Here is an 18,744-nt window from a genome sequence, read left to right on the forward strand (position 1 = left end):
GTTTTTCCTTATTGTTTACCGGATGCTCTCATTCTTTCTTGAGGATGCGTATTCGTTGAACCGTCGGGGCGCTTTGAAGCAAAGTCATCCTTCGCTTTCGGTTCGCCTTCAAATTTATTGTTGTTTAAGTTAGGAAAGCCTTTTGCTTTGTTCCGTACCATATCATTACCCCCAGTCAAGATCAAAAAGTTGCGTCTCATCATCTGAAGACGTAAGGTTAGTATATGGAGAACAAGCCGTTTTAAAGCGTAATTTTTTTCTTGGAAGGAGTTTAACGATGAATACATATATTGAGAAGCTGACAAATTTGCTGCTTGAGAAAAATGAGATGCTCAGCTATATACAGGCGAAAACTTGGGTTGAGCTGTTATGGGGGGATTTTGAAGCGACCTATGCCAAAGCAGGACACACTTATAAAGGCGAAGAAATGACGGAGCGGATCGTAAAAGAATGGATTGACCACTACGGCAGCCAGCTCCACATGTTTCAAAGCGCGCGTGAAGATGTGAATGATTATCTGAATCAAAGCAGAGGACTGCTGCATTAAACGAAAAACAAAGACCTGCCGGATGTTTCCGGCGGGTCTTTTCTTATTTATAAGAAAAGAGGTTTAAAACTGAATCAATGGTGGAAATACCTACTATATCTTGTCAATATGCGAGGAGGAACTACATATGAAAATGAAAAAAGCACTGATCGCTTTTACCGCGGCCGCTGGACTGGGATTCACAGCAGCAGGCAATGTTCCTTTTGATGCCGTTCCGACAGCACAAGCAGCATCATCTCACCAAACGAATGTCACAATGCCAACAGATTCATATATGATTAAAGCAGGCGAACTGAACGTCCGAACACAACCCAATCATAAAGGGAAAATTCTCGGCACCTTGAAATCAGAAGACAAAGTGAATGTGAAAGGTTTTGCAGGCGCCGACTGGGCCGAGATTCAATTCAAAGGCCAAAAAGCGTATATATCCACTCATTTCTTAATGAAACAGACAAGCCTCGCAAAAACAGCAAATAAAACAATTTTTTATTCACCGACACCAGAAGTCGGCAAAAAACAAAGCATTTCTTCAGGCACCCAAGTTTCTTTCTTAGGATGGGGATTCAGTGAGAATGGCGGATTTGATTTCAACTGGGCATATGTTGATTATGACGGAGTAAGAGGTTATATCCATACTGACGATTTACAGTTGAATATCAAGTAAAGTCAGACTCAGCGTGTGCACAAACCGAATCAATCGCTAAAACGCGGACGTCCTCCGATGCCCGCTATCAGCGGCTGCAAGCAAACAAAAGCCAGATCATTTACCATGACCTGGCTTTTTTACAGGAAACCTTTTCCTGACTTCTTTCGTAATACTAAGAAAGGAGAGTGGTGACATGATTGGTTTAATCGGCGGCGGATTAATGGTGATTGCGGGTTTCTTGGTTAAATGCTTCCCGCCTCGGCATATCAACAGCTTGTACGGTTACAGAACGAGGCTTTCAATGTCAGAGGATACGTTATGGAAAGAAGGCAATCGGTACAGCGCAAATGTCATGCTAATCAGCGGATTGTTCGTCATGGGGGCTGGTTTTGTGAGCGACACAATTTTAGGACCGGAAACCGTCTTTAATATCATCCTACAGTTCATTTATCTGCTCACCGCATGTAGTCTGATTTTTTTCACAACGCAAACCAGGCTGAAAAAGCTGAAACATGGAGGGGAAACAGATGGCAGACATTGAATTTCAATATGTGAAAACAAACGGAGTCACGCTGCATGTAGCTTCAGCAGGACCTAAGGACGGCCCTTTAGTTGTGCTGCTGCACGGGTTCCCGGAATTCTGGTACGGATGGAAGAACCAAATCAAACCGCTGGCAGAAGCGGGCTATCGAGTGATCGTGCCTGATCAGCGAGGATACAATTTGAGTGAAAAACCGGAAGGCATCAGGAATTATATGATCGACACATTAAGAAATGACATCATCGGCCTCATTACCCAGTTCACGCATGACAAAGCGATTGTGATCGGACATGATTGGGGAGGAGCTGTAGCTTGGCATTTGGCAGCCACCCGACCTGAATATGCAGACAGACTGATTGCTGTCAATATGCCTAACCCGACAGTCATGAGAAAGGTAACGCCTGTTTATCCGCCACAGTGGAAAAAAAGCTCCTATATTGCCTTTTTTCAGCTTCCGGATATACCGGAGGCGTCTTTAGAACGGAACGAGTATCAAGTATTGGATCAGGCTATCGGCTTAACAAACCGCCCTGAGCTTTTTTCAAGCCGGGATGTAAGCAAGTATAAAGAAGCTTGGAGCCAACCAGGAGCGCTCACATCCATGCTGAACTGGTACAGAGCAATAGGAATGGGCGGATTAAGGGCACTTCAACCGAAACACACGGTACCTTACAGGCTGATATGGGGGATGGAAGACCGTTTCTTAAGCAGGAAGCTTGCGAAAGAAACCGTCAGACGCTGTCCGAACGGCCATCTCATTTTTGTGGATGAGGCAACACATTGGATCAACCATGAAAAACCTGACATTGTGAACAGGCTGATCCTAGAATTTATAAATAACAACACGTTGTAAAGTCTGTCTCTTTCGCAGACTTTTTTCTTTTTTTCTCATAGATGGTTAAAAACATGACAAAATAACAATAAAACATACGCAAATTGAAATTTTTTAAACAAAATGTAACAAATAATAGGTTTAAACGACTTTTAAAAAAGGAATAGCCTTACTGAAGAATTTGCGTACACCTCCCATAAGGCAATACTTAAAAAAGAATATACCAAAAGAAGGTGCCTTAATGAAACAAGGATTGATTTCAATTATTATCCCGTCCTATAACGAAGGTAACAACGTCAAACTCATTCATGAATCCTTGAAAAAGGAATTCAAAAGCATTCATTATGATTATGAAATTTTCTACATAAACGACGGAAGCAAAGATGACACACTTCAGCAGATCAAAAATTTGACTCAAATTTGTGACAGAGTCAAATATATTTCTTTTTCCCGGAACTTCGGAAAAGAAGCTGCGATTCTGGCCGGTTTTGAGCATGTTCAGGGCGAGGCTGTCATTGTGATGGACGCGGATTTACAGCATCCGACGCATTTGCTGCATGAATTTATTAAAGGCTATGAGGAAGGGTATGACCAAGTGATTGCCCAGCGAAACAGGAAAGGGGATAATCCGGTCCGCTCCGCACTTTCATCGCTTTATTATAAATTTATAAACAAAGCGGTGGAAGTGGATTTGCGGGACGGTGTCGGTGATTTTCGCCTGCTAAGCCGCCAGGCGGTCGATTCTTTGCTGAAATTAAGTGAAGGCAACCGCTTCTCGAAAGGGCTGTTTTGCTGGATCGGCTTTGATCAGAAAATCGTTTTTTACGAAAATGTCGAGCGAAAAAACGGTACATCCAAATGGTCATTCAGCAATCTCTTTAACTACGGAATGGACGGTGTCGTATCTTTTAACAACAAGCCGCTGCGCATTTGTTTTTATACGGGAATCTTTATTTTGCTGCTATCCATTGTTTATATCATCAGCACGTTCGTCAAAATCATGACAAACGGCGTGGCAGTGCCGGGTTATTTCACCATTATTACAGCCGTTTTGTTTCTCGGGGGCATTCAGTTGTTAAGCCTCGGGATCATCGGAGAATATATCGGCAGAATCTATTATGAAACGAAAAAAAGACCGCATTATTTAATTCAAGAAGCGAATATCCCTAATGGAGATCAAAATGAAACAAATTGAAGTAAATAAAGAGACAAAAAAGAAGCATCAGCATTCCGCACTGAAAGTAATGAACAAGAGATGGCAGTGCTCTTTTTGTATGCGCGGCTTTTATGGCTGGAAGGCTGTGGCAGCGAAATGAAAAAAGCATATCTGTTTGCTGCAAGCCTGCTCATTTCGATTTGCGCCCACGCTTTTTTCCTTAAAGAATGGGCTGAGGGCCGATATATGACAGGACCGGGAGACGGTCTTGCACAAATGATCGTCTTCAAAAAAATGCTTTTTGAACAATACATGCAAGGCAACTTTTTTTACAATTATTCATTTGGACTTGGCGGCGGAGTCTACAGTCAGCTTGGCTATTATTTTTCTGTTTCCTTTCTATTTATCCTGACTTCTGCCGTCGTCCGAATTCTTCAGCTTGTCCATCTGGCGGGGGAAGCTGATACGCTGTTTTGGGCGCAGGCGGCCGTTTTTATCAGCATTGCAAAGCTCAGCCTTATTATATTTACTGCCGCCGGTGTGTTGCGTTATATCGTTAAACATACAGGAGCGGCTTTTGTCGGGGCCGTATTATACGGGGTATCCATTATTTATTTTCGCCATGAAGCATACTGGGAGTTTTTTACCGACACGATGATATGGCTTCCGCTTCTCGTCTACGGAGCGGAAAAAATCATCAGGGAACGCCGGCCTGCGTGGTTTATCGCGGCCTGCGCGCTGACTTTAATCAATAACTTTTACTTCGCATATATGAATCTGATCTTTATCGGCATTTACATTCTATTCAGATGGCTGATCAGGCTTGAAGAAGGCGAGATTAAAAAACTCGCCCAATTTAAAATGTTTATGATCTCAGGCCTGATTTCTTTCGGCATCAGCGCGGCAGCCTTTATTCCTGTTGTATACGGATATTTACATAACCTTCGCCCGCCGTACAGCGGGCAGATTGAGTGGTTCGATTTCTCTGACAATATTTTATTTTCAAGCCGAATTATCGTGCTTCCCGCGATTTTTCTGCTGTTTCTGTTTACGTTCTCCTTGTACAGAAATCGTGTATTTCGCCTATTTGCGGGGCTCAGCGTGCTTTTCATCATGTTTCATTACAGTCCTTATGCCGCAAGTGTCTTTAACGGCTTTTCAGCTCCTCAATACAGGTTTGAATATGTGTTGTCCTTTACCCTTGCGGGAGCTGTAGCCGCAGGTTTGTCCCAGCTGTCTGAGGTAAGATGGAAGGAAATGCTGGGAGCGAGCGTAATCGCCATCCTGTTTTACTGGTACAATGAGCACCGGCACGGGCTTGATCTGACAAAACCGGCATATACCAGTGTCATCCTGCTCTTATTTCTGACAATTGCTGCCCTTTTCGTGTCAAAGCTGACTTTTAAAAAGTCACGTCTCACCGTATATGCAGTGATTGTCCTGTCAGCTGTGCTGATTGCCAACATCTATCAAAAATATGTGTTGTCAGACGGAGGAGGCCTTCAAACCGTTTCAAACACCTATTTAACAAGCAGAGAGTATAAAGGCGAAGAGCAAACGGAGCTCATCAGCCGCCTGCAATCAAAAGATACCGATCCTTTAGCCAGGTTGGATTGGATGAATGGCGTCCGCAATAATACGCCCATCATGTATGGATTTAACGGATTTAGCGCTTATTCCAGCATTTTGAACCAAAATCTCCTGTCTTTTTATTGGAATGATCTCAATATAGATATGGGGAGGGAAAGTGTCAGCCGTTACGCATCAATGGGAGGCAGAGCGAATTTATACAGCTTGCTTTACGGAAAGTACTTCATGACGGAAAAAACGAACACAGCCAATGTCCCTTACGGCTTTACAAAAATAATGGAATCAAAACATTACGCTGTCTATCAAAATCAACATGTGCTTCCGTTCGTGAAGACCGCCGGCCAGGTGTACAATGAAACAGATTTTGACGGGTCTCCGGCGCTTGTGAAAGAACAGGCGATGTTACGGGGAATTGTCATAAAAGATCCTTCAGGGAAAACTGAGAAACCGCCGAAGCTGAACAATTTGATCTCACATTCAAACATTACAGCAAAGCATGCGGAATATAAAAACGGACAGCTGACGGTAATGGAATCAACCGGACAACTGATTATCACGCCGGAATCTCCGTCAAAACAACCGGGCGATTATTATCTCAGTTTCTATTTGAAAAGCAAGGCGAAGGACAAAGGCTTTACGTTGAAAGTGAATGATTATGTAACAACAAGAAAATCAAACAAATCCATTTATAAAACCGGAGTAAACGACCTCACCATCAGAGTGCCGAAAACAAACCAAATCACAATCGAGCTGCCGAAAGGAACCTATGAGCTTAAGCGCTTTACGCTCTATGAAGAAACCTATCAAACCTTAAAAGCCGCTGCCGAAAAAGAAAAAGAAGAACAGCCGGCTAAAATAGACTGGAACAAAAATAAACTCAACATTACATATCAAAATAAGGGAAATGCTCGATATATCAAGCTCCCAATCCCGTATGAGAAAGGCTGGGAGCTGAAGATCAACGGGAAAAAACAGCCGGTGGAACAAGCTGATTATTCCTTTATCGGTTTCCGTGCCCAAAAAGGGGAGAACCGCATTGAGCTGGCCTACTATCCTCCTTATTTTAAACCGGCTGCAGCCGTCACTTTGGTCAGTCTCGCCATTGCTTGTTTTTATATCAGAAAACGAAAAAAGCCCGGCTCTAAATAGAGCCGAGCTTTAATTTTTTCTGAAGCTTTTCTTCGCTGAATATCCACCCTGTGTAAGAAGATTTAAGCTCAAGATCATGGGTGAGGTGAACGATTGCGACAAACGGATAGTGCCCTTTGCTGCGATAGCGGAGATCAATAAACCGGACCTCATAATGGTCCTTGTATGTGTCAACCTCCCACCTGTACACAGGTGAAAACGATAGGAACGCAGCGATGTTTTCATCCTGCTGCGCGGCCTTCATTACATCTGTTTCAGGCACGGGAACCCGGTTGAACGTATCAAGTATAACGACATGGCCGTCAAGGCTTCTGCCAACATAAAACGCATGGGCGGTCGTAACCGCAATCCGCCATTGTCTGAATTTCATCGTCGGCGATATAATAATGGTTTCGATGTCCTCGTCAATCAGCTCCCGCAGCCTTCTTTTAATCCTCAGCTGCATGATAATCCTGACAACGTAATAACCGACCAGTACAGCATATAAAATCAAGAAGGTTATACCGGGATGACCGCCGACATACCAAACGGCAATCGCCGCCAGATGACTGATGAAAATAAATGGATCAAACGTATTAATTAAACCGAGAGCTACCCACTTTTTTGAAAAAGGCCGGATTGCCTGTGTTCCATATGCATTGAATATATCAACGAAAACATGCAGCACAACGGCCAGCAGTGTCCACAGCCACAAGTGAAGAAAATTTCCATGATGATAAAACAACATCAATATCCCCGGAATCGCCACTGACCAGAACAAAACAGCGGGAATTGAATGGGTGAAACCTCTGTGGTTTCTTATATAAACGGCATTATTCTTCAGCTTTAACACTGTGTCAATATCGGGAGCCTGAGAGCCCGCAAGCGTTGCAATCATAGCGGCGTGTGCCATCGAAGTATCCGTGCCGATGACCGGGTCCAGGGTCGCAATACCGCCGAGCGCGATGCCCATGACAACATGAGTGCCAGTATCCATTGGTGACCTCCTTGCAGGTAAAATCGTATAGCCTGCACATACACATTAAAGATATTCCCCATTTTACATTTGCCAAATCATAAAACAGACTTGTTCTCATATGTTTCCGCTTTTTCTTTATCTATATTTAATGTAACATATTATCGTACTGTGCCCTAAGTGTACTACAAAAAACAGTCTTAAGAAAAGCGGGGCGCGATTGAGGCAACGAAAGACCGAGGAGAAACTCAAATGAACGCACTTGAAGAAAAACTACAGCAAAAAGATATAGACATGTTTCGTGATGATTTAATTACATGGTTTGAAAGAGAACAAAGAATTCTGCCGTGGAGAGAAGATCAAGACCCGTATAAGGTGTGGGTATCAGAAGTAATGCTGCAGCAAACAAGAGTAGAAACGGTTATCCCTTACTTTCTGCGGTTTGTTGAGCAGTTTCCCAACGTCGAAGCATTGGCGGAGGCCGATGAAGAAAAAGTTCTTAAAGCATGGGAAGGGCTTGGGTATTACTCGCGAGTCAGAAATCTGCAAAGCGCCGTAAAAGAAGTGCAGCAGCAGTACGGGGGGACCGTCCCTTCTACGGAAAAGGAATTCGGCGGCTTAAAAGGAGTCGGGCCTTATACAAAAGGGGCTGTGCTCAGCATTGCCTATAACAAACCGATACCTGCAGTTGATGGAAACGTAATGCGCGTGATGTCCAGAATCCTTTCCATCTGGGATGATATTGCCAAACCAAAAACGAGAACCATTTTCGAGCAAGCGGTTCATGCATTTATTTCTAAAGAAAAACCATCTGAATTTAATCAAGGGCTGATGGAGCTCGGAGCGATCATCTGCACACCGAAGTCGCCGTCCTGCCTGCTGTGCCCGGTGCAGAAGCATTGCTCAGCCTTTGCGGAAGGCTCTGAACGAGAACTTCCCGTCAAAAGCAAAAAGAAAAAACCGGGGATCAAGACAATGGCGGCGGTTGTCCTGACAGATGATCAAGAAAATATATATATCCATAAACGTCCGTCAAAAGGCCTGCTTGCCAACCTGTGGGAATTCCCGAATGTTGAAACACAAAAAGGAATCAAAACAGAACGCGACCAGCTCGTCTTATTTTTAGAGAATGAAATGGGGATAAATGCGGAGATTGACGAATTGCAAGGTGTTGTCGAGCACGTTTTCACCCATCTTGTCTGGAATATTTCTGTATTTTTCGGTAAAGTAAAACAAGTGTCGGACAGCACACGTCTGAAAAAAGTAACGAAAAAACAGCTTGAGGAATTCGCATTTCCCGTCTCTCATCAAAAAATATGGAAAATGGCTGTTGAGGCAGCCGAGTAGCATAAACCGACTGCCTTAAGCCTTAATCATAACTGATGCGTGTGCCGTGGCTGTAATCTGCTTCATTTCGTTTCAGTCCGCCGCGCGCTTCAATTTCTTGATTTAATTCACGATATTTTGATTGGCCTTCTTCATTCAAATAAGGCATAATTTGTTGGAAGGCATGATGAAAATAAGAGAGCTCACTGTTTTTCCAATCTTTTTTGGATATCATACTAAGTTCGCCCATATCACGTCCGACATACATAACAGAAGACCCCCTTTTTCGTTGTTATCATTATTATTTGTGGAAATGAAAGAACTATACACAACAAGGAGCTGAGGAAAAAATGGAACAAAATAAATGTGCGCTCGTCACAGGAAGCAGCCGCGGCGTCGGAAAAGCAGCCGCAATAAGACTTGCTGAGCAGGGCTACAACATCGTTATTAACTATGCACGAAGCAAAAAAGCGGCGTTAGAAACTGCTGAGGAAATTGAAAAGCTCGGCGTTAAAGTGCTTGTTGTCAAAGCGAACGTCGGACAGCCTGCAAAAATAAAAGAAATGTTTCAGCAAATTGATGAAACATTCGGCAGACTTGATGTTTTTATTAACAACGCTGCGTCAGGCGTATTAAGACCTGTCATGGAGCTTGAAGAAACCCATTGGGACTGGACGATGAACATTAATGCGAAAGCATTGCTTTTCTGCGCCCAGGAAGCGGCCAAGCTTATGGAAAGAAACGGAGGCGGGCATATTGTCAGCATCAGTTCATTAGGGTCCATCCGTTATCTTGAAAACTATACGACAGTCGGCGTGTCAAAAGCCGCTCTTGAAGCATTAACACGCTATCTGGCGGTCGAGCTTTCTCAAAAACAGATTATCGTCAATGCGGTTTCCGGCGGAGCGATTGATACGGATGCACTTAAGCATTTTCCAAACAGGGAAGACCTATTGGAGGACGCGCGCCAAAATACGCCTGCCGGACGAATGGTCGACATTAAAGACATGGTGGATACCGTTGAATTTTTAGTTTCTTCAAAAGCGGATATGATCCGCGGGCAGACTATCATCGTCGATGGCGGACGTTCTCTGCTCGTTTAAAATTTTTTTCGAAATATGAATAGCCCGTTTATCTCCTGCACATTCTAATTGTCGTGGAGGTGATAAACATGGCTAACTCAAACAACAAAACAAACGCTCAACAAGTAAGAAAACAAAACCAACAATCAGCATCTGGCCAAGGTCAGTTTGGTACAGAATTTGCTAGCGAAACAAACGTACAACAAGTAAGAAAACAAAACCAACAATCAGCTGCTGGACAAGGACAATTCGGCACTGAATTCGCTAGTGAAACTGATGCTCAGCAAGTAAGACAGCAAAACCAATCTGCTGAACAAAACAAACAACAAAACAGCTAATCACTGAAACAGAAAAAAAGCACTTCATCCTCGGGTGGAAGTGCTTTTTTCTTTTTATAAAACGACAAAACTTGTGAAAGCTCAACATAAAGAGTCAAAGGGATTTATTCAGCAAAATAGAAATCATACTGTATGGAAAACCATATACCCTGCACCAGGCATGAAGGAGGAACCGGATGTCAGAATTTGAAAAACTGGTAAGCGAACAAATGAAGATTATGGATAAGCTTCTCGACCTGCAGGCAGAGCTTGACCGGTGCAAACAAGTTGAATCAGAACTCCGGCATTTGGAACGGGATGCAAGGCTGCACACCATTCAGGAGGAGATTGCGATAAAACGAAAAGATCTGGCTGACATACAGAGTGTATTTCAAAAGCAGACCGAACAGGTTATTCGCTCCTATCGCAGATCAGAAAAACCGTCTTCTTATGTGTAGCGCTTAAAATGTGCCATTCCGACACCGGAATGGTTCTTTTATTTTCATTTTTTAATTTGTAACGTTATAATAGGTAAAAGACGTTGTCATAAAGGAAATTTGGACATACTAACCGCAGGGCTTTATAGAAAGTAGGGGAGAAAAATGGGCTATCCCAAGGAAGGAGAAACCATTCAAATTCACAGCTATAAGCATAACGGGCTGATTCATAGAATTTGGAATGAAACGACGATTTTAAAAAGTACAGAAATGTGTGTCATCGGCGCAAATGACCGGACGATGGTGACAGAATCAGATGGCCGGACATGGGTGACAAGGGAGCCCGCAATCTGTTATTTCCATGCGCGACAATGGTTTAATGTCATCGGGATGCTGAGAGAAGACGGAGTTCACTATTATTGCAATATCAGTTCGCCCTTTGCCTATGATGACGAAGCGATTAAATATATTGATTATGATTTGGATGTCAAAGTATTTCCTGATATGACTTATAATATTCTTGATGAAGACGAGTACGATGACCATCGAAAATTAATGAATTATCCAAAAGAAATCGACAGTATTTTGAGAGAATATCTGAACACGCTGCTGCATTGGATTCACCAGCGAAAAGGGCCGTTTGCTCCAGAATTTGTAGATATGTGGTATGAACGGTTTCTGCGTTATACAAAATAATTCTTAATGAAAAACCTGTTGGGGGTGCAACAGGTTTTTCACATGGGCTCGCACATCATGATAAAGAGAGAGGGGGATGAAGTGTGGGTGTTATTAAACGCTATATGCATTTTGTAAAACCTTATAAGAAGCAGATTGTCATTACAGTATTAATCGGAATCGTGAAGTTTTCTATTCCTCTTGCTCTCCCGCTCCTGCTGAAATATGTCGTGGATGATATTATTCAGGGAGGCGGCAGCGCCCACGATAAAACAACATCATTGGTTACGATTATGGCTGTTATGTTTGCCATATTTTTAGTGCTCCGGCCTCCTGTTGAGTATTATCGGCAATATTTTGCCCAGTGGACAGGCAGCAAAGTGCTCTATGACATTAGGGCGAAGCTGTTTGACCATATTCAGAAGCTGAGCTTGCGTTTTTATGCCAATACGAGAACAGGTGAAGTCATTTCCCGGGTTATAAACGATGTGGAACAAACAAAGGATTTTGTCATTACCGGTTTAATGAATATCTGGCTCGACATGCTGACGATTTTGATTGTCATTTGTGTCATGCTTACCCTGGATATCAAATTGACGCTCATATCCATTGTGTTGTTTCCGTTATATGGCATATCGGTTAAGTATTTCTACGGACGGCTGAGAAAGCTGACAAGGGAAAGATCCCAAGCGCTTGCCCAAGTTCAAGGCCACTTGCATGAACGGATTCAAGGCATGCCGGTGATCAGAAGCTTTGCGATAGAAGACCATGAACAAGAGAACTTTAACGAAAAGAACGGACATTTTTTAGATAAAGCAATCAGTCATACCAATTGGAACGCGAAAACCTTCGCTGTCGTCAATACCATTACAGATCTGGCGCCTCTCATCGTCATTGCGTTTGCAGGATACTTTGTCATAAACGGCCCGCTCACCGTAGGAACAATGGTTGCATTTGTCGGGTATATTGACAGAATGTACAATCCCGTGAGAAGGCTGATCAATTCTTCCACCACATTGACACAGTCGATCGCATCCATGGACAGGGTGTTTGAATTTATTGACGAACCATATGAACTGACAGATAAACCGAATGCTAAAAAAGCAAATCACATTAAAGGCGAAGTAGAATTCCAAAATGTGTCTTTCCAATATGAGAAAGAAAAAGAGGATATACTGACTGATGTGACCCTGAAGGTGAATAAGGGAGAAACCATAGCGCTCGTAGGAATGAGCGGCGGCGGAAAATCAACGCTCGTCAGCCTGATTCCGCGGTTTTATGATGTATCAGGCGGGAGCCTGCTGATTGATGGTACCGATATCCGGGACTATGAGGCGAGAAGTCTGCGGAACCAGGTGGGAATGGTGCTTCAGGATACGTTTTTATTCAGTGAAACGATTCGGGAAAACATTGCCATCGGCCAGCCGGATGCTAAGCTTGAAGACATTATCGAAGCCGCAAAAGCCGCCAATGCCCATGAATTTATTATGAATTTCCCTGAAGGGTATGAAACGAAAGTCGGGGAAAGAGGAGTCAAGCTGTCAGGCGGACAAAAGCAGCGGATCTCAATAGCGCGGGTCTTTTTGAAAAATCCGCCTCTCTTAATATTGGATGAAGCTACCTCTGCGCTTGATCTCGAAAGCGAGCATTATATCCAGGAAGCCATGGAAAAACTGGCAAGGGATCGCACGACATTCATCGTCGCCCACAGGTTGTCTACCATTACACACGCTGATAAAATCGTCGTGATGGAAAATGGAACGATTATCGAAACCGGCACTCATGACGAACTGATGAAGCGGGACAGCCATTACAAACACTTATTTACCATCCAAAATTTAAACTGACATGTAACTGATATCGCTCCTGCGATATCAGTTTTTTTCGTGCAAAAAAACCCGGTTAATGAAACCGGGCTACTCCTCTGTCTCCAACTCACTGTCTTCCGGATGATAGGTCTGAAAGCTTGTGATTAATGTTTCTAAATGTTCAAGCTGTTCACGATATTCCACCGCGCTTGCCATAATATTAAGCATATTATAATCAAGCAGTTCATCCTCAGCGTTTTGCTGGTTTTTTAAAAATGATCTTGTTAAAAGCTGTTTGTACTGTATGCCTTCTTCCTCAAAATCATCGTGCGGCTTAACTTTGCCGACAAACCGCATCAAAATCCGTTCATGCCAATGAAGCAGGTAATCAATCTCTTCTGTCAAAGTCGTCTGAAACTCCTCAGGCATGTGATAGATTTCGTTTTCGAGCCTGTGCAGTTTCTTTAATGTATCCAATGCTCGATTGGCTGTAATAATGGCTTGCCTGAACAGGACAAGCTTTCTCGATTTTACATATGTCGTTTTTTTAAAGTAGCTTCTTTCTTCTTTATATAGAAGGTATGTCTGATCGAGTTTAATCATTTTTTCCTTAAGCTTTTCGATATCCTCTTTCAAAATAGAATGCTCCGTTGACTGACGCATCGTCAGCCTGATCCATTTCATGATTTCATCGGTGTTCTCCACAGTATTATTGATCAGTTTGGTCTCGTACTTAGGCGGGAGAAACACCAGATTGACGATAAAAGAACAGAGAACCCCAAGAATGACTGTGCCGGTTCTAATCAGGGCAAATGTTAAAAAATCGCCTCCGGCAGTTTCTAAAATCGCAATAACTGTAACGAGCGCGATTGAAATCGTGTGTTCAATTTTAAGCTTTAACATAATGGTAATGACAATAACTGCTGTCAGTCCGATCATAATCGGACTGGGACCAAAAATAAGGCCGAATAGGGTGGCGATGACAGCGCCGATGATATTTGCCTGAACCTGATCAATAATAATAAGAAAAGACCGGTAAATAGACGGCTGGATCGCAAAAATCGCTGCAATCCCGGCAAAAATCGGCGAAGGAATTCCGATCCACGAAGCTAAATAAAGAGCAAGCGTAATCGCTATCCCTGTTTTTAAAATGCGGGCACCAAGTTTCATTAGTTTGTGCGTGCATTCCTTTCTATAGTAAATTGTTTTACATAGCAAATGTATAACACTTAAAATCCCCTGTCAGTTTATTTGCTAAACAATAAAGTAATATACAGGGATCATACCAAATATTCAAGGTCTTTTTTGAGAAAAGACCAATATCTTACACATTGTTTCTGGAAATAAGAAAAAACAGGAGCGAAAGCCGCTCCTGCATGTCTGGTGTCTTTACTTCTTTAAATGTTTAAAGGCATCTTCAACAGCTGCGAGAGTATTCTTAATATCCTGCTCTGTATGGGCTGTTGTAATAAACCATGCTTCATATTTAGAAGGTGCGAGATTGATTCCGCGTTCAAGCATGAGTTTGAAGAACGTTGCGAATGTTTCTCCGTCTGTTTGTTCCGCTTGCTCATAATTTTCCACTTTTTCATCAGTAAAGTAAACGGTGAGCGCGCCTTTCAGACGATTGACTGTGATGGTAATGCCATGTGTTTCAGCATGTGCGAGTATGCCTTCTTCCAGCATTGCGCCGAGCTGATCAAGCTTTTCGTAAACGCCTTCCTCTTTCAGCACTTCAAGACATGCAATGCCTGATAGGATCGAAGCGGGATTTCCCGCCATCGTTCCGGCCTGATAAGCCGGACCGAGCGGAGCGACTTGCTCCATAATTTCTTTTTTGCCCCCGTAAGCCCCGATGGGAAGACCGCCGCCAATGATTTTTCCAAGCGCGGTTAAATCAGGCTTAACCTGCAGAAGATCCTGCGCGCCGCCGTACATAAAACGGAACGCCGTAATGACCTCATCGTAAATAACAAGTGCGCCCGCATCGTGCGTCAGTTCATTTACCTTTTCTAAAAATCCTTCCTTAGGCTCGACGATTCCGAAATTGCCGACAATCGGTTCAACGAGGACTGCTGCAATCTCGCTGCCCCATTTATCAAGCGCCTCTTTGTAGCTTTCAATATCATTAAAAGGAACCGTGATGACTTCGCTGGCAATGCTTTTTGGAACTCCGGCCGAATCAGGGGTGCCGAGAGTGGACGGACCGGACCCGGCAGCCACAAGTACAAGATCCGAATGACCATGGTAGCAGCCTGCGAATTTAATGATTTTTGTTCTGCCGGTATAAGCCCGGGCCACCCGAATCGTCGTCATTACTGCTTCCGTCCCTGAATTGACAAACCGCACCTTATCCATCGCCGGAATCGCTTCCTTCAGCATTTTGGCAAAGGTAACCTCATGAGCTGTCGGCGTCCCGTATAATACGCCGTTTTCCGCTGCTTTCTTGATGGCTTCCGTAATATGCGGATGGGCGTGCCCGGTAATAATCGGACCGTATGCCGCCAAGTAATCAATATATTGATTTCCGTCCACATCCCAGAAGTAAGCGCCGTTAGCTTTCTCCATGGCAACCGGAGAGCCTCCGCCTACCGCTTTATAAGATCGGGAAGGGCTGTTTACGCCTCCGACAATATGCTCTAAGGCTTCATTATGAAGTTCAACTGATTTCGTATACAAAAATAATACCTCCTATATCTCCTTGCGTCATTTCTATTGTAGCATGCTTCAAAACGAGCACAACGGTTCAAGGTCCGGCAAATAGAAAAACGGTGAGGGAGGGTAAGAGTTGTAATCTGCTATGGAATTGGATACGCTTATTAAAAACACCTTGGAGGTAAAGAAAATGGCTGTAGAAATCGGACAAGAAACACCGGACATTGAATTAAAGGGTGACAATGGTGAAAAGGTAAGATTATCGGACTTTAAAGGAAAATACATCGTCCTCTATTTTTATCCGAAAGATATGACGCCGGGATGCACCACTGAAGCATGTGATTTCCGTGACCATCATGAAAGCTTTGCAGAGCTTGATGCTGTCATTATCGGCGTAAGCCCTGACAGCGAAGAAAAGCATGGAAAGTTCAAAGAGAAGCATGGTATTCCTTTTCTGCTGCTCGTTGATGATGAAAACAAGCTGGCGGAAGCGTTCGGCGTCTGGAAACTTAAGAAAAACTTTGGTAAAGAATATATGGGGATTGAGCGGTCAACCTTTATAATTGACAAAGAAGGACGGCTGATTAAAGAATGGAGAAAAGTGAAGGTGAAAGATCACGTAGCTGAAGCGCTTCAAGCGCTGAAAGAAGTTTCAGCAAAATAAAAAGCGCAGGGAAGCCTGGCCTGCCGTAAAGCTGGTCTTTTGTATCTTTTATCCTGATTATAATTGACAAAGAATCATAAAAAGAGTTACACTAATTATAAACATTATAATGTAAGAATCTTTTTTAGAAGAGAGGTGCATGACGGATGGCTGCACATGAACTAAAAGAAGCCTTAGAAACGTTGAAGGAAACTGGGGTTCGCATTACTCCTCAACGTCATGCGATTTTGGAATATCTCGTGGATTCTATGGCTCATCCAACAGCGGACGATATATATAAAGCTCTGGAAGGGAAATTCCCTAATATGAGCGTAGCGACGGTATACAACAATTTACGCGTGTTCCGGGAGTCGGGTCTTGTGAAAGAATTGACGTATGGCGATGCTTCAAGCAGATTCGATTTTGTGACTTCGGACCATTACCACGCCATTTGCGAAAAGTGCGGTAAGATCGTTGATTTTCACTATCCGGGTCTTGATGAAGTGGAGCAGCTCGCTGCACATGTGACCGGCTTTAAAGTAAGCCACCACCGTTTAGAGATCTACGGCGTCTGCCAAGAATGCCTGAAAAAAGAAAACCATTAAAATAAGCTGACCGTGTCAAAGCGGCCAGCTTATTTTATTTGGCGTTTCTTTTGCTGTTATAAGACTCGTCGAAAGCCTTGCCTTCAAGATTTTTGTCTAATGTAAGCGGCTCTCTGCAATGCATGCACATATCGACTCTTCCTAAAATCTTTGTTTCTTTCTCGCAAGCAGGGCACACCACCCGGACTGCTTTCGTTGAAAGCATGCCGATCCAAAAATAAACGACAGTGCTGAGCCCGATGGACAAAAGCCCGAGTAACATAAATAAGCTTGCAAGCAGCACAGACTCCTTAAAGAAAATCCCGATGTACATAATGATAAACCCAACGAAAACCAAACTTAACGCAAACGTTCTGATTTTATTAATTTTGCTGGAGTATTTCGCCATGTCCATCCCCCTCTGTTTAAATATAGCATATTCACACTGGGAGTTTCTTCATGTTTTCATCCGGAATTGAAACTTTGCTGTAGAGACATGCCGTGAAATTGTTTATAATAGTTCAATATGTTTAGAAAAAAGGATTTTCCGTTTCATCATAGAAATGAATGGAGAGTAAAAAATATAATAACTGACACATTTGCACTGGAGGAATGGGAATGGAAAATCTTCTCCGTCCAATTTACCAAGAAAGAGCAAGTCATCCGAATACATTGGCTGTCATAATGATTGAGAGAAGAAACAAAGCATCTTCCATAACGGATAATTTTGATGCGGCTTTACTTGTTATTGTAAAACAGGCGGAAGAGCCTCTCTTTATAAAGCATTATGAGTTTGAACACCAAACGGCTTCTTTAAATATTGTAACGGACGCACAAGTTCAAGAATGGATTTTGCTCGGAACCAATAGGAGAATCATAGATTGGATCCTAAATGGGAGAGTCCTGTTTGATCGGAATGAATATATTGTTGAACTGATTGACAGGCTTAATACATTTCCGTTTGCAGAGCGGAAATTGAAAATCGGTCTTGAATACGGAAAGTTAATCAGAAGGTATATAGAAGGCAAAGCCTTTTTTGAAGCGAATCAGTTTTTAGATGCTTACAATGCGGTAGTGCATGCTCTTCATCATTTAGCCCGTATTGAAGTGATTGACAGAGGGTTTCATCCTGAAACAACAGTGTGGAATCAAGTCCGGCAGATGGAGCCGCAGGTATACAAGCTGTACTCTGAACTGATTGAGAGTCATGAAAGCCTGGAAAAAAGGCTTGAATTATTATTCTTAGCAAATGATTTTCTTATTCACTCTAAAGCAGAGATCGGTTCTGCCCATCTATATCAAGTAATGAAGGAAAAAGACATTTGGCAATTCGGAGAGCTTCTACAACATACGGACTTAAAGGATTTCACACCAGACCTTGGCGTTCTGCTTGATTATCTGACTGAAAAAGGTTTTATCGAAGTATGCCAAATAGAGACCAAGAGCCAGGCAATCTATCATCGGGGATATTCTTTTAAAAAAGATGTTGACTCTGTTTCATAGCCATGGTATATTATTAAACGTCGCTGATGCGCTTCTGAAAAAAAGCTCACAGCGGCGGAAAAATAAAATCAAAAAAACATTTGACATAATGATGAGATAATGTTATATTGATAAAGTCGCTTCATTGAGAAGCAAGTCATGATCTTTGAAAACTAAACAAGACAAAACGTACCTGTTAATTCAAAGTTTTAACATAAAAATCGCACAGCGATGTGCGTAGTCAGTCAAACTAAGGCCAGCACGATGCAGGTCACGCAGATGTTGCCACAGGATGTGGCGAACTTAATCTGCGGTCCAT

Annotated in this window: 22 protein-coding genes; 16 read left to right on the forward strand and 6 right to left on the reverse strand. The window is 42.9% G+C overall.

Translation table 11 applies throughout. From position 1 onward, the window contains the following. Positions 1 to 8: 8 nt before the first annotated feature. Entirely contained in the window at positions 9 to 161 is a 153-nt protein-coding gene (locus AXI57_RS08610) for a small, acid-soluble spore protein K (RefSeq protein ID WP_004430596.1), read from the reverse strand. 116 nt (positions 162 to 277) lie between these two features. On the opposite strand from AXI57_RS08610, the gene AXI57_RS08615 reads away from it, so the two are divergent. From AXI57_RS08615 to AXI57_RS08640, 7 genes are all read left to right on the forward strand, one after another. Then, complete coding sequence (locus tag AXI57_RS08615) at positions 278 to 547, forward strand: YfhJ family protein (RefSeq protein WP_004430597.1); 270 nt, start codon at positions 278 to 280, stop codon at positions 545 to 547. A gap of 127 nt (positions 548 to 674) precedes the next feature. Next, positions 675 to 1,211 carry an SH3 domain-containing protein gene (locus AXI57_RS08620; RefSeq protein WP_061669834.1) on the forward strand — a complete coding sequence of 179 codons (537 nt, stop codon included), beginning with the start codon at positions 675 to 677 and terminating at the stop codon, positions 1,209 to 1,211. 175 nt (positions 1,212 to 1,386) lie between these two features. Next, positions 1,387 to 1,734, forward strand: a complete 348-nt coding sequence (locus tag AXI57_RS08625) for an SdpI family protein (protein WP_061669835.1) — start codon at positions 1,387 to 1,389, stop codon at positions 1,732 to 1,734. Next, complete coding sequence (locus AXI57_RS08630) at positions 1,721 to 2,587, forward strand: alpha/beta fold hydrolase (protein ID WP_061669836.1); 867 nt, start codon at positions 1,721 to 1,723, stop codon at positions 2,585 to 2,587. Before AXI57_RS08625 ends, AXI57_RS08630 begins: the two co-directional genes overlap by 14 nt. Before the next feature lie 220 nt (positions 2,588 to 2,807). Next, on the forward strand, positions 2,808 to 3,761 hold the full coding sequence (locus tag AXI57_RS08635) for a glycosyltransferase family 2 protein (RefSeq protein WP_061669837.1): 954 nt from the start codon (positions 2,808 to 2,810) through the stop codon (positions 3,759 to 3,761). Further along, the gene (locus AXI57_RS22265) at positions 3,748 to 3,882 is read left to right on the forward strand and encodes a hypothetical protein (protein WP_255265380.1); all 135 of its coding nucleotides are present in this window, start codon (positions 3,748 to 3,750) and stop codon (positions 3,880 to 3,882) included. Before AXI57_RS08635 ends, AXI57_RS22265 begins: the two co-directional genes overlap by 14 nt. Next, positions 3,879 to 6,461: a YfhO family protein gene (locus AXI57_RS08640; RefSeq protein ID WP_061669838.1), complete on the forward strand. Its 2,583-nt coding sequence runs from the start codon at positions 3,879 to 3,881 to the stop codon at positions 6,459 to 6,461. The genes AXI57_RS22265 and AXI57_RS08640 overlap by 4 nt, the downstream gene beginning before the upstream one ends. On the opposite strand, the gene AXI57_RS08645 is transcribed toward AXI57_RS08640, so the two are convergent. Continuing rightward, the gene (locus AXI57_RS08645; protein ID WP_061669839.1) at positions 6,454 to 7,437 is read right to left on the reverse strand and encodes a metal-dependent hydrolase; all 984 of its coding nucleotides are present in this window, start codon (positions 7,435 to 7,437) and stop codon (positions 6,454 to 6,456) included. The genes AXI57_RS08640 and AXI57_RS08645 overlap by 8 nt on opposite strands. Positions 7,438 to 7,668: 231 nt before the next feature. Between AXI57_RS08645 and mutY the strand changes: the two genes are divergently transcribed. Continuing rightward, positions 7,669 to 8,763: an A/G-specific adenine glycosylase gene (gene mutY, locus AXI57_RS08650; protein ID WP_061669840.1), complete on the forward strand. Its 1,095-nt coding sequence runs from the start codon at positions 7,669 to 7,671 to the stop codon at positions 8,761 to 8,763. A 22-nt stretch (positions 8,764 to 8,785) separates the two neighbouring features. Here mutY and AXI57_RS08655 read toward each other — a convergent pair whose 3' ends face one another. Next, positions 8,786 to 9,010 (reverse strand): hypothetical protein, encoded by a 225-nt coding sequence (locus AXI57_RS08655; protein ID WP_004430607.1) that lies wholly within the window; start codon positions 9,008 to 9,010, stop codon positions 8,786 to 8,788. 82 nt (positions 9,011 to 9,092) lie between these two features. Between AXI57_RS08655 and fabL the strand changes: the two genes are divergently transcribed. The 5 genes from fabL to AXI57_RS08680 all read left to right on the forward strand — a co-directional run bounded on the left by fabL (position 9,093) and on the right by AXI57_RS08680 (position 13,100). Further along, positions 9,093 to 9,845, forward strand: a complete 753-nt coding sequence (gene fabL / locus AXI57_RS08660; protein WP_004430608.1) for an enoyl-[acyl-carrier-protein] reductase FabL — start codon at positions 9,093 to 9,095, stop codon at positions 9,843 to 9,845. A 68-nt stretch (positions 9,846 to 9,913) separates the two neighbouring features. Continuing rightward, positions 9,914 to 10,162 (forward strand): gamma-type small acid-soluble spore protein, encoded by a 249-nt coding sequence (locus tag AXI57_RS08665; protein ID WP_004430614.1) that lies wholly within the window; start codon positions 9,914 to 9,916, stop codon positions 10,160 to 10,162. Positions 10,163 to 10,338: 176 nt separating this feature from the next. Next, positions 10,339 to 10,599 (forward strand): YgaB family protein, encoded by a 261-nt coding sequence (locus AXI57_RS08670; RefSeq protein ID WP_004430620.1) that lies wholly within the window; start codon positions 10,339 to 10,341, stop codon positions 10,597 to 10,599. 144 nt (positions 10,600 to 10,743) lie between these two features. Next, positions 10,744 to 11,274, forward strand: a complete 531-nt coding sequence (gene ntdP, locus AXI57_RS08675) for a nucleoside tri-diphosphate phosphatase (RefSeq protein WP_004430623.1) — start codon at positions 10,744 to 10,746, stop codon at positions 11,272 to 11,274. 83 nt (positions 11,275 to 11,357) lie between these two features. After that, positions 11,358 to 13,100 (forward strand): ABC transporter ATP-binding protein, encoded by a 1,743-nt coding sequence (locus AXI57_RS08680; protein ID WP_013390444.1) that lies wholly within the window; start codon positions 11,358 to 11,360, stop codon positions 13,098 to 13,100. A 69-nt stretch (positions 13,101 to 13,169) separates the two neighbouring features. On the opposite strand, the gene AXI57_RS08685 is transcribed toward AXI57_RS08680, so the two are convergent. Both AXI57_RS08685 and AXI57_RS08690 read right to left on the reverse strand, forming a co-directional pair. Further along, entirely contained in the window at positions 13,170 to 14,231 is a 1,062-nt protein-coding gene (locus AXI57_RS08685; protein WP_061669841.1) for an FUSC family protein, read from the reverse strand. 219 nt (positions 14,232 to 14,450) lie between these two features. Beyond that, positions 14,451 to 15,740 carry a glutamate-1-semialdehyde 2,1-aminomutase gene (locus AXI57_RS08690; RefSeq protein WP_061669842.1) on the reverse strand — a complete coding sequence of 430 codons (1,290 nt, stop codon included), beginning with the start codon at positions 15,738 to 15,740 and terminating at the stop codon, positions 14,451 to 14,453. 166 nt (positions 15,741 to 15,906) lie between these two features. Between AXI57_RS08690 and bcp the strand changes: the two genes are divergently transcribed. Together bcp and perR are read left to right on the forward strand one after the other, a co-directional pair. Beyond that, on the forward strand, positions 15,907 to 16,380 hold the full coding sequence (gene bcp, locus AXI57_RS08695; protein ID WP_035175036.1) for a thioredoxin-dependent thiol peroxidase: 474 nt from the start codon (positions 15,907 to 15,909) through the stop codon (positions 16,378 to 16,380). 146 nt (positions 16,381 to 16,526) lie between these two features. Next, complete coding sequence (perR, locus tag AXI57_RS08700; protein ID WP_004430646.1) at positions 16,527 to 16,964, forward strand: peroxide-responsive transcriptional repressor PerR; 438 nt, start codon at positions 16,527 to 16,529, stop codon at positions 16,962 to 16,964. Between the two features lie 34 nt (positions 16,965 to 16,998). On the opposite strand, the gene AXI57_RS08705 is transcribed toward perR, so the two are convergent. Then, complete coding sequence (locus tag AXI57_RS08705; RefSeq protein ID WP_004430650.1) at positions 16,999 to 17,352, reverse strand: YgzB family protein; 354 nt, start codon at positions 17,350 to 17,352, stop codon at positions 16,999 to 17,001. A 209-nt stretch (positions 17,353 to 17,561) separates the two neighbouring features. On the opposite strand from AXI57_RS08705, the gene AXI57_RS08710 reads away from it, so the two are divergent. Beyond that, entirely contained in the window at positions 17,562 to 18,446 is an 885-nt protein-coding gene (locus tag AXI57_RS08710) for a nucleotidyltransferase-like protein (RefSeq protein WP_010788020.1), read from the forward strand. The last annotated feature ends 298 nt before the right edge of the window (positions 18,447 to 18,744 follow it).

This window comes from Bacillus atrophaeus, from assembly GCF_001584335.1.
Lineage (GTDB): Bacteria > Bacillota > Bacilli > Bacillales > Bacillaceae > Bacillus > Bacillus atrophaeus.